The organism is Sphingomonas sp., from assembly GCF_019749955.1.
Classification (GTDB): Bacteria; Pseudomonadota; Alphaproteobacteria; order Sphingomonadales; family Sphingomonadaceae; genus Sphingomonas.
In genome coordinates this window covers 1-11,340 of the sequence record NZ_JAIEPC010000004.1, presented here as the reverse complement: position 1 = coordinate 11,340, position 11,340 = coordinate 1, and the positions used below count along the sequence as shown (strand labels likewise).

Here is an 11,340-nt window from a genome sequence, read left to right as displayed (position 1 = left end):
ATGTAGCGGCTGTTGAAGATGTTCAGCCCCTTGTTCTCCATCGCGCCGAAGTTGAAATCATCGACCGCGACGATGTTAAACACGTCGAGATCATATTCGCGGCCATAGACCTGCTCGTCCCATTGCATCGCCGTTTCCAGCGCGGCGAGCGCGTGGTCGGTCTTGGGCAAATCGCTCGCGCGCACCCAGATGCCGAGCTGCACCTCGCGCCCGCCCATCGTGGTGAAGCTCGCGCGATTGGCAACCAGATCGCCCGCGACCAGCGCGAACAGATAGCAGGGTTTGGGAAAGGGGTCGTGCCATTCGGCCCAGTGGCGGCCGTCGTCGAGATCGCCCGCGCCGACCGGATCGCCATTGGCGAGCAGCACCGGGTAGCGCGCCTTGTCCGCTGTCATCCGCACGCGGTAGCGGCTGAGGATGTCGGGACGATCGGGGAAAAAGGTGATCCGGCGAAAGCCTTCGGCCTCGCATTGGGTACAGAGCAGCCCGCCGGAGGCGTAAAGCCCCATGAGCTGGGTGTTGCGGTCGGGCGCGATGTCGACTTCGGTCTCGATGACATGCGCGTCACCGTCGAGCGCGATCACCAGCGCGCCGTGCTCCAGCGACCAGGCTGTGCTTTCGACGCCGTCGACCAACACGCGCGTCGGGGTCTGGCCACCGCCGTCGAGCCGCAGCGGCCCGGTGGCGCCCACAGCGCGCACCACTTCGAGCCGCGCCCGGACCCGCGTCGCCACTGGATCGAGATCAAAATCGAGCGCAATTTCGGGGACGCTCCAGTCGGGCGCACGATAGGCGTCGCGGCGGGTAATGATGGGCTGGCCAGTGTTTGCATCGAGCATTGCCCGCAAATAGGGTCAGCGGTGCGCGCTTGCCAATGAAATCGGGCAAGAGTGGGCGAATGCCAAGGAGATGGTGACCAAATCATGCCGACCATGCTGATCTTCGGAATGGGTTATAGCGCGAGCCGGATCGCCGACCGGCTGCGCGCGCAGGGCTGGGAGGTGGCGGGCACGAGCCGATCGGGGCGCGACGGCACGATCGCGTTCGCCGATGACGCGGCGGTGGCGGCGGCTTTGGTGCGAGCCGATGCCGTGCTCGTGTCGATCCCGCCCGATGCTGCCGGAGACCCGGTTCTGCGCCGCTATGGGGACACCGTTCGAGCCACAAACTGGATCGGCTATCTGTCGTCGACCGGCGTTTATGGCGATACGGGCGGCGCGTGGGTCGACGAAAGCGCGCCCGTCGGCGGGCGGCGATCGGCGCGCAATGATGCCGACCAGGCATGGCTGGCGCTCGGCGCGCGCGTCTTTCGGCTGCCCGGCATCTACGGCCCCGGCCGATCGGCGCTCGACCGGGTTGCCGAGGGCAAAGCGCACCGGATCGATTTGCCGGGTCAAGTGTTCAGCCGCGTCCACGTCGACGATATCGCCAGCGGCGTGATTGCTGGGCTCGATGGGCCACCGGGCGCCTATAATATCGCCGATGATGCGCCGTGCGGCCAGAATGCGGTGATCGAGTTCGCCGCGCAGTTGCTCGGCCTTGCGCCCCCGCCGCTCCAGACGATGGACCAAGCGGGCCTGTCACCGATGGCGCGCAGCTTCTATGCCGAGAACCGCCGCGTCGCCAATGGCAAGGCCAAGCGCGTGCTCGGCTGGCAGCCCGCCTATCCCGATTACCGCGCAGGCCTGCGTGCCCTCAGCGCAATCACCAGGCCCAGCATCGCCAGCGCCGACCCGGCAACCGCGAGCCCCGACCAGCGATAACCCTCGAACAAGGTCGACAGCAGCATCGCGATGACCGGGACAATCACGCTCGAATAGGCGGCCTTGGCCGGACCGATCACGCGCAAAATGCCGAAATAGAGCGTGAAGGCGACCGCCGAGGCGACCACGCCGAGATAGACGATGCCGACCAGATAGCCGATCCGCATTTCGATGACCGGCGGCCCGGTCAGGCTCCAGGCGATCGCGCCATCGATCGCCGACCCCAGCAGCATCGCGATGCCGAGCATCGACACCATCGGATAGCGGCGCGCCGTCTCTGTCGCCTGCAACACATTGGCGATCGACGCCGACAGCACGCCCGCCAAGGTCCAGGCAACGCCTGCGATCGAGGCCGCCGGCCCATGCGGGTCCGATCGCGCTTCGTGGACGAACAGCAAGGTAACGCCCGCCATCGCGACACCCGAGCCGATCAGCAATTGCCGCCCAAGCTGCTGCCCGAGGAAAATCCGGCCGAAGATGGCGTTCGGGACCAGCAGCAAGGCGAACACCACGGCAACGAGGCCCGAAGTAATAAACCCCTCAGCGCGGTACACGAAATTGAAGTTGAAGCAGAATTGCAGCACCGCCAGCGCCGCGGCAAAGCCCCAGCCGCGCGCGTCGAGCGCGATCCGCTCGCCCCGGACCGCAGCATAGGCAAGCATCACGATCCCGGCGACGAGGAAGCGATAGGTGACCGACCAGCTCGGCGGCACGCTGCCAATCTGGTCGCGGATGATGATCCACGTCGATCCCCAGATCAGCGTGACGATCGCGAACGGGATCAGGATCGCCAGCCGCGTCGATTGCGGCGGAGCTGGCGTCTCGTTCACAATCCCGCGATCGCGTCGGCGAGCGGGCGAATATCATCGGGAGCCTGATTCCAGGAGACGACCAGCCGCGCTTCGCCGGGGCCCCAATCGTAAAAATCGAAGCCGAGCGCGCGCAGGGAGGCGGCTTCGTCGGCGGTCACTTTCAGGAACACCTCGTTCGCTTCGACCGGGTGGATCAGCCGATCGCCCGCAGCCTGCGCCAACATCGCTGCCCCCGCATTGGCGGCGCGCGCGTTGCGCAGCCAGACGTCGTCGTCGAGCATCGCCAGCACTTGCGCCGCCAGATAGCGCCCCTTCGACAGCAGCATCCCCGCGCGCTTGCGGCGATACAGCGTGGCACCCGCAAGCTCGGGGCGGAAGAAGATCAGCAGCTCGGCGAGCATGCCGCCGTTCTTGATGAAGCCGAACGAGAGCGCATCGACGCCCGCGCGCCACGTCACCTCGGCAGGCGTGCAGCCCAGAAACGCCACCGCATTGGCGAAGCGCGCGCCGTCCATGTGCAGCCCCAGCCCGCGCGCGCGGGACAGGTCGCCGATCGCGGCGACTTCGGCGGGCGTATAGACGCGGCCATATTCGGTCGCGTTGGTGATCGACACCACATGCGGCTGGACCTGATGGACGTCGTTACGCGTCGCGTCGAGCACAGCGGTAATCGTCGTAGGGGTCAGCTTGGCACCGTCACCCTCGGCGAGCAGCAGCTTGGCGCCGTGGGTGTAGAATTCGGGGGCGCCGCATTCGTCATTCTGGATATGCGCTTCGCGGTGGCAGATGATCGCGCCGTGCGGCGGGCAAAGTGCGGCGAGCGCCAGACAATTGGCGGCGGTGCCCGACGGCACCCACAGCGCGCGGACGCTTGTTTCGAACAGCGCCGACAGCCGCGCATCGAGCGCTTTGCTCCACGCATCGCCATCATAGGCCGTATCCATCACATTGGCAGCCGTCAGCGCCGCCAGCACTTCAGGGCAGGCAGGCGCTGCATTGTCAGAGAAGAACCGCATGGCGTGGGCAATGCGGGCGCGGGCGCGCTTCGTCAACCGCTGCGGCGCGGCATTAGCGCTCGTCGCGGCGCACGGGCGCGATGTCAGCGTCGGGCGGCGGCGGTGCGCGCTTCTCAGCCGGGGCGGGCTTGAGCGCGATGCTGCCATCGCGACCGATTTTCAGATTGAGGCCAAAGCCGCTGATCTCGCCTTCGACCGGCAAAGTGCCATTGTCGATCAAATCGCCCACCGGGTCGGGGATATCGACGGCATCGGGATCGACGGCGACCGGCGCTGTCTCCTTCGCGCCGACGCCGAGTGCGCTGGTCATGAAATCGCGCCAGATCCGCGCCGGAATGCCGCCCCCCGACAGCCCCGGGTTGGGCGAATTATCGTCATTGCCGACCCAGACACCGACCACCAGATCACCGGCAAAACCCATGAACAGCGCATCGCGGTTATCCTGGCTGGTCCCCGTTTTGCCGAAGCTTTCGATGTCGAGCGCGGCCTGCCGTCCGGTGCCCTCGTTGATCGAGGCACTCAACAGCGACTTGAGCTCGTCCTGCGTGCGGCTGCCGAAGCTGCGCGAGCGGTTGCCGAGATAGTCCATCCAGCCGCGTTCCTGCGGTGCGTCGAGGCCGTGCGGGCGCACCGGATAGGCACCCGCCGCGACCGACGCATAGGCAGCGGTCAGTTCGAGCAGCGACGTGTTGGCGGTGCCGAGCGCGATCGTGGCTTCGCTCGGCAGTGGCGTCGAAATGCCGAGGTCGCGCGCGGCCTGAATGACTTGCTTGACGCCGACCTGCTGCGTCAGCCGCGCAGCCGCGACGTTCGACGAGCGTGCAAACGCATCGCGCAGGGTGATTTCGCCGCGATATCTGCCGTCGCTGTTCTTCGGGCTCCACCCGCCAAGCGTCACCGGTTCGTCGAGCACGATTGAGTCAGGCGTCAGCCCGCTGCGCAAGGCGGCGAGATAGACGAACAGCTTGAATGCCGATCCCGCCTGACGCCTTGCCTGAGTCGCGCGGTTGAACGGGCTGTCACCATAGGCCTTGCCGCCGACCATCGCGACGACGCGGCCATCGGGGCGCATGGCAACGATCGCGACTTGCGCCTTGCGCAGACCCGATCGCCGCACCGCGCGTTCGGCGGCACGCTGGAGCCGCGCGTCGAGTGTCGTCGTCACTTGCGTCTCGGCGCTGATCGCCCCGGCTTGGTCGCGTGCTGCGGGCAGCACCCAATCGGCGAAATAGGAGCCATTGGGCAGCGGTGCGACGCGATCAACGCGCAGCCGCGCGGGCCGGACATCGGCAGCCTCGCTCTTGGTCAGGAAGCCGACGTCTGCCATCGCCCCGACAACAAGCTTTTGCCGGGCGCGCGCGCCCTCCAGATTGCCGGTCGGCGCCAGCCGCGAGGGTGCCTTGACGAGGCCTGCCAGCATCGCCGCCTGCGCAACCGTCAGCTTGTCAGGCGTCGTGCTGAAATAATGCTTGGCGGCCGCACTCAAGCCATAGGCATTGTCGCCGAAATAGACGTTCGACAGGTAGCGCGACAAGATATCGTTTTTGGTCAGCCAGGCCTCGAGCCAGAAGGCGATCAGCATTTCGCGCAGCTTGCGCCCCGCCGTGCGGTCCGAATCGAGAAACGCGTTCTTCGCGAGCTGTTGGGTGATCGTGCTCCCGCCTTCGCGCATGCTGCGCGCGGCAAGATTATGCGCCATCGCGCGGCCAATCCCCCAGGGATCGACGCCCCAATGGCGATAAAAGCGACGGTCCTCGATCGCGATAAAGGCTTGGGTCACATGCTCGGGCAGTTTTTTCGCGTCGACGGGCTTGCCGATCGTCGCGCCGCGCCGTGCAATCGGTGTCTTGCCGTCGGCGGCCAGCAAGGTGATGCTTGGCGGCGTAATCGGCTCAAGCGATTTCGAGAGCGGCGCGGTGATCGCGAGCCAGCCGACGAGAATGAAGAACAGGACGATCAGCGCCGCGAGCCCGCGCATTACCCAACGCCAGCGCGATCGCTTGCGCGGCGGCGGGACGAGCGCCGCGTCTTCGTCCTCGAAATCGGCGGGATCGTCGTCGATCCACGTGTGTCCATCGGGTGGCGGCAGGCCCCCGGTCAGCTCGAGCGGCGGCGCTTCGTCGGGCGCGTCGCGGTGGCGGAAATCGAAAAACCCGGTTCGCATCACGCTCGCTTTACCTGCCCGGTCGGGGAAGGCCAAGCGTATTACTCAAATAATGCACTAGCCGCAAGCCACTGGACGCGCGCGCTCTCCTTCGCCACATCGGCATGGCGAGCCAGGACACCGAGGGGCAACGACTTGCGGGTGACGATCAAGGATGTGTCGCGCGAAGCCGGGGTGTCGATCAAGACCGTGTCGCGCGTGCTCAACAACGAAAAATATGTCGGCGCCGAAACGCGTGCGCGGGTCGCTGCCGTGGTCGAGCGGCTCAATTTTCGTCCCAGCAGCGCCGCGCGGGTGCTCGCGGGGCGGCGGTCGTTCCAGATCGCGCTGATCTGCGACAATCCGTCACCCTATTATGTCTATGAAATGCAATCGGGCATTCGCGATCGGTGCGAAGAGGCTGGCGTGCGGATGATTGCGCAACCCTATGACCGGCAGTCGTCGAAGCTGCTTGATGAGATCGAGAGCCTGATCGATTCGATCCAGATCGACGGGCTTATCCTCACCCCGCCGGCCAGTGATTGTGTCGAAGTGCTCGATCTGCTGTCGGCGCGCGGCGTTCCCTTCGTGCGCGTGTCGCCGGGGATCGAGGTGATGCTGACATCGTCGATCTTCATCGACAATGCGCGCGCCGCCGCCGAAGTGACGCAGCATCTGATCGACCTTGGCCATCGCCGGATTGCCCATATCAGCGGCGACCCCGCCTTTGCCGCGAGCGCGCAGCGGACGGCGGGGTATCTCAATGCCATGCGGGCAAGCGGAATCGCGGTCGATCCGGCGCTGATCCGCACCGGCAATTTCTATTTCACTTCCGGCGGGAGCGAGGCCGAGGCGCTGCTCGCACTGCCTTCACCGCCGACCGCGATTTTTGCGGCAAGCGATGACATGGCCGCCGGTGCACTGGCGGCGGCGCACCGGCTGGGCGTGCGCGTCCCCGAAGCGCTGTCGATCGCGGGCTTCGACGATACCGCGATATCGCGCGTGGTCTGGCCGCCACTGACCACCATCCACCAGCCGATGCGGCAGATGGCCTATGCCGCCGCCGATCTGTTGCTGCGCCCCACCGGTGCACCGATCGAGCGCCGCGAGCTGGGCTATGAGTTGGTTGTGCGCGGATCGACGGCGGCGCCTTTGGGCTCGGTACCTCTCGACTAATTGGTACCACCCTCGATCCGTTCGTGCTGAGCTTGTCGAAGCACTGCCCTTCTTCCGCTAGCCGGTTGCAAAAGAAGTACGGCCCTTCGACAAGCTCAGGGCGAACGGGAAGCGGGGCAAGTCAGCTCACGACCGCCCAATCACCCAAACCGCCGCGCCCGTCGCCAGCGCGAGCGCGAGCAGGGTCGCCGCGAGGATTACCAGCAGCGGCTTGGGCCCGCCTTCAGTCAATTGCCGCATCGGTGAGCGGATCGCGGTGGCGGTGACGGCGCAGGCGAGCATCGCGGTGGCGAGCCGCTCGGCGACGCCGGTCGCGACTGCCGGGATAACCCCGAGCGAATTGACCCCCGCGAGCGCGAAAAAGCCGATGACGAACCACGGCACCCCCTGCCGCTTGGCGCCGGCGCCATCGGGGCGGAAGAACAGCGCCACGACGGCCAGCACCGGTGCCAGCAGGGCAACCCGCGTGAGCTTGACGATCGCCGCAATCTCGCCGGCGCCGGGCGAATAGGCATAGCCCGCGCCCAAGGTCTGGGCGACATCGTGGATTGACGCGCCGAGCATGAACCCCGCCTTCAGGTCGCTGAGCATCAGCAGATGCGCGAAGATCGGGTAAAGCACGAGGGCGGCGGCACTCATCGCCGAAATCCCGACCAGCACCAGCGTCAGCTGCCCCTGGTTGATGCGCCGCTCACCGAGTGTCGTCGCAAGCGCGAGCGCCGCCGACGCGCCGCAAATCGCCACCGCCCCGCCCGCGAGCACGCCAAAGGCATCGCTGAAGCCGAGCCGCCGAGCGACGAGCAAGCCGGTGCCGATCACCAGCGCGACAATCGCCACCACCGCGACCAAGGCCACCGGCCCAAGCGCGGCAATCTGCCCAAAGGTCACGCGCACGCCGACCAGCACGATCCCCCAACGCAGCAGCGACCGCGACGCGAGCGCAAGCCCCGCGCTCAACCGCGCATCGTCGCTCAGGAAATTGAGCGCGAGTCCGATCAGCAACGCCATCAAGGTCAGCGGCGCGCCATAATGATCCGAAATGAACCCGGCGGCGAGCGTCCCCGCCCCGACCACCAGCAAGCCGGGGAGATAGCCGCGCCAGCTCGCCTTGGGGCTCGGCTCGATATCGCCATAAAGGTCGGCGGCCATCGGCAGCGGGCGTCGGTCGGGTTTTGCTTGCATCGGCTCCATTGCCTGCCTTCTATCGCCCCGCCTTGTATCGGCTGCGTCGCAAAGGGCTAGCCGGGAAGCACCCGGTATGACAACGTTATCGTAAAGCAAGCGGGAGGGGCACGACGTGACAGGCAAGAGCGGCGCAACGCGCTGGGTGATCGTGGCGATGGTGTTCTTCGCGATCATGCTCAATTATGTCGATCGCCAGATATTGGCGCTGCTGAAGCCGACGCTCGAGGCCGAATATCATTGGTCCGACGGCGACTACGCCAATATGGTGTCGGCGTTCCAATTCTCGGCAGCAGTGGCGTTCCTTGGCACGGGCTGGTTCATCGACCGCGTCGGCTTGCGGCTTGGCTTTGCGATCGGCGTGGCGGTGTGGAGCCTCGCCGGCATGGCGCATGCCTTTGCGACCGGCGTGATCGGCTTTGTCGTGGCGCGTGTCGTGCTTGGCGCGGCGGAATCGATCGGCACCCCGGCGGCGGTCAAGTCAGCAGCGACGTACTTCACCCAGAAGGAGCGTTCGATCGCGCTCGGCGTCGGCAATACCGCGCCCAATATCGGTGCGATCGTGACGCCGCTGGCGATCCCTGCGCTCGCGCTAGCGTTTGGCTGGCGCGCGGCATTCCTGATTGCGGGCGGGCTGGGGCTGGTGTGGGTCGCCGTGTGGTTCGCGGTGCGGGTCCAGCCGGTTGCGACCGAAGGCGCCGAGCCTGCGCCGATCGCGTGGGGGACGCTGCTGCGCGATCGCAAGGTACTTGCGCTCGCGCTCGCCAAGCTGTTGTCGGATCAGGTGTGGTTCTTCATGCTGAGCTGGCTGCCCGATCTGTTCCACCGGCTGTTCGGTTTGCCGCAGGGGACGGTCGGGCTGCCGGTGGCCTTGGTCTATGTGTTTGCCGCGCTTGGTGCGCTGAGCGGTGGATGGCTGCCGACCCGGCTGATGGCAATGGGGTGGAGCGTCGATCGCGCGCGCAAGGCCACACTGCTGATCTACGCGCTGCTGATCCTGCCGGTCAGCCTGGTGCTGTTCGTAACCAGCCCGTGGAGTGCTGCGCTGCTGCTCGGGCTCGGGCTGTTCGCGCACCAGGGCTTTTCGACGAACCTGTTCGGCTTTGCGACCGATGTGTTCCCGGCGCGCGTGGTTGGCTCGGCGATCGGCATGGCGGCGTTTTGCGGCAATATGTGGTCGATCGTGCTGATTCAGCTCGCCGCCTTCGCGCTCTCGCACAACTGGGGTTATGGCCCGTTGCTCGCGATCTGTTCAGGGTCGTATTTGTTGGCGCTGGCCTGCATTCAGGCGCTGGTGCCCGTGATCGTACCGGTCGACGAAGCCGAGCGCGGCACAGCCTTCGCGCATTGACCCACCGCGCATCAAGGCAAGGCAAAGCCCGGCGGAGTCGGCGCCGCCGGGCTTGCTTGATCGTGCGGGACGGTCAGAAGTTGACGCGGCCCGTTACCCCGAAATAGCGATCGGCATCGCGCGGGATCTGGTAGCGATAGGCACCGCCCGGCCCGCCATTGGCGATGGCGGCAGCAAAGCTCTGGTCGCCTACGTTGCGGACCTGGAACGTCAAGCGGTAACGATTCTTGGGATCGGTGATGCCCACGGTCAGGTTGACGAGGCCATACGCCGGGATCGTGCCGAGCCGCCGCTGCACCGCATCGGCTGAGAACAACGACAATTGCGAAGACTGGTACGAGCCCTGCACGCCGAAGAACGCGTCGACCGCGCCGCCCGTACGCCAGCGATAATCGGCGCTGAGATTGCCCTTGAACAGGGGAGCAAAGCCGAGCGGGGTGCCCGACGGGATCACCGCCGCCCCCAGCGGCGCATTGAACGCATCGACATGCGCATCGGTCCACGCAAAACCGCCATTGACGGTCAGGTCGCGTACCGGCCGCCACGTCGCGTCGACCTCGACGCCGCGTGTCGACACCCGCCCGGCATTGGTGAAGCGCGTCACGACAACATTCGCCACCAGATCAGGATTATTGGCCTGGAAATTGTCATATTGCGCGTAGAATGCCGCGATATTGAATGTCAGGCGCCCACGGAACAGCGTGTTCTTCAGGCCGATTTCAAAGGCATTGGACGTTTCCGGCGCGATCACGTTGGTGCCGTTCTTCGACAGGTTGAAGAACACATTATATGCCGGCCCCTTATAACCACGCGCATAGGTGAAATAGGCCGTGCTGTTGCTCGACAAATCGGCCTGCGCGCCAACCTTGCCCGAGATATTGTCGGCACTCGTCGCGGTCCGGAAGGGAATACCGTTGCTCGCGGTCACCACGCCGTTCACGCCCGGCGAGTCGAAGACGCCCTGATCAAAATTCGGGTTGATGCCCCCGGTGCCAACCGGCACGCCGCCGACAACGTCGAGATTGGCCGAAACGCGCCGATGCGACACGCTCAGATCATCATGCGTGTAGCGCAGCCCGCCGATCAGCCGGAACCAGTCGGCGATGTTCCAGGTGCCCTGCCCGAACAGCGCGAAGTTCTTGAACGTCGAGCCAAAAGTGGCCGAGCCGACCGGGAAGGTGCGGGCAGCGGCGAGCGGGCTCGTGCACGGCGTCAGCACCGTCGGCGCCGGCGCAACCGCCGATGCGCAGCGTTCGACAAAACGGGTAAACGTCCGCTCTGAAATCGCCTGCGAATAAAATGCGCCAAGGACATAGGTGACCGTCTGCTTGGCGGGCGAGGCGAGGCGGAATTCCTGTGTGAAGGTGTTGCCCGTCTGCGGCCCCAAGTCGTGCAGCTGGTTGAAGCCGATAAAGGATTGCGGCAACCAGTCGCCGTCGCGGATTTCGGTATTGCGCCAGTTGCGATACGAGGTGATCGACGTCAGCGTGTGCAGCCCGAGCGCAACATCGGCGGTGAGCGAAAAGCCATAGCCCTGCTCGTCGGTGCGGGTGATTAGATTCTGCGCAACCTGTCGCGTGTCCGCACCGAGCGGCGTTGGCAGCACGCTGGTCGACAAATTGGTCGTTGGCAGGCCCGTCGCCCCATTGATCGGCGGCGTCGCGATGATCTCGGCGCAGCAATCATCCTTGTTGCGATAGTAATCGGCGATGAAGGTCAGCGACAGATCCGACGTCGGGCGCGCCTCAACCTGGAAGCGGGCGCCATAATGCTCCCAACCATTGACGATGCTGTTGGTGGTGACGTTGCGGATGTTGCCATCATAGGTCGAATAAAAGCCCGTCAGGCGCGTGCGGATATCTTCCGCGAGTGGCACATTGACCGCGCCGCGAAAGCG

General features: G+C 65.7%; 9 protein-coding genes. 3 read left to right on the top strand and 6 right to left on the bottom strand.

Annotation, left to right across the window (positions count from 1 at the left end; all coding sequences use genetic code 11):
• A partial coding sequence (locus K2W81_RS00685; protein ID WP_294100430.1) for a M1 family aminopeptidase occupies window positions 1-839 on the bottom strand: 839 nt, incomplete at its 3' end.
• Window positions 840-923: 84 nt separating this feature from the next.
• Between K2W81_RS00685 and K2W81_RS00680 the strand changes: the two genes are divergently transcribed.
• Window positions 924-1,763: an SDR family NAD(P)-dependent oxidoreductase gene (locus K2W81_RS00680; RefSeq protein ID WP_294100429.1), complete on the top strand. Its 840-nt coding sequence runs from the start codon at window positions 924-926 to the stop codon at window positions 1,761-1,763.
• Here the strand turns inward: K2W81_RS00680 and K2W81_RS00675 are convergent.
• Genes K2W81_RS00675 through K2W81_RS00665 form a run of 3 tightly spaced genes read right to left on the bottom strand, consistent with a single transcriptional unit; the run spans window position 1,673 to window position 5,569 of the window.
• Window positions 1,673-2,593 (bottom strand): EamA family transporter, encoded by a 921-nt coding sequence (locus tag K2W81_RS00675; RefSeq protein WP_294100427.1) that lies wholly within the window; start codon window positions 2,591-2,593, stop codon window positions 1,673-1,675. The two genes, K2W81_RS00680 and K2W81_RS00675, sit on opposite strands and share 91 nt — an antisense overlap.
• Complete coding sequence (locus K2W81_RS00670) at window positions 2,590-3,591, bottom strand: low specificity L-threonine aldolase (RefSeq protein WP_294100425.1); 1,002 nt, start codon at window positions 3,589-3,591, stop codon at window positions 2,590-2,592. Before K2W81_RS00670 ends, K2W81_RS00675 begins: the two co-directional genes overlap by 4 nt.
• A 52-nt stretch (window positions 3,592-3,643) precedes the next feature.
• A complete protein-coding gene (locus K2W81_RS00665; protein ID WP_294100433.1) occupies window positions 3,644-5,569 on the bottom strand; it encodes a transglycosylase domain-containing protein in 1,926 nt (641 codons plus the stop codon).
• Window positions 5,570-5,896: 327 nt separating this feature from the next.
• Here K2W81_RS00665 and K2W81_RS00660 point away from each other — a divergent pair, with 327 nt between their 5' ends.
• The gene (locus K2W81_RS00660) at window positions 5,897-6,910 is read left to right on the top strand and encodes a LacI family DNA-binding transcriptional regulator (protein WP_366932193.1); all 1,014 of its coding nucleotides are present in this window, start codon (window positions 5,897-5,899) and stop codon (window positions 6,908-6,910) included.
• A 126-nt stretch (window positions 6,911-7,036) separates the two neighbouring features.
• Here K2W81_RS00660 and K2W81_RS00655 read toward each other — a convergent pair whose 3' ends face one another.
• Window positions 7,037-8,092 carry a putative sulfate exporter family transporter gene (locus K2W81_RS00655; protein WP_294100421.1) on the bottom strand — a complete coding sequence of 352 codons (1,056 nt, stop codon included), beginning with the start codon at window positions 8,090-8,092 and terminating at the stop codon, window positions 7,037-7,039.
• A 115-nt stretch (window positions 8,093-8,207) separates the two neighbouring features.
• On the opposite strand from K2W81_RS00655, the gene K2W81_RS00650 reads away from it, so the two are divergent.
• Window positions 8,208-9,443, top strand: coding sequence for an MFS transporter (locus tag K2W81_RS00650; protein ID WP_294100419.1), 1,236 nt, complete (start codon window positions 8,208-8,210; stop codon window positions 9,441-9,443).
• A 73-nt stretch (window positions 9,444-9,516) separates the two neighbouring features.
• On the opposite strand, the gene K2W81_RS00645 is transcribed toward K2W81_RS00650, so the two are convergent.
• The coding region (locus tag K2W81_RS00645; RefSeq protein WP_294100417.1) for a TonB-dependent receptor at window positions 9,517-11,340 on the bottom strand (1,824 nt) is incomplete at its 5' end.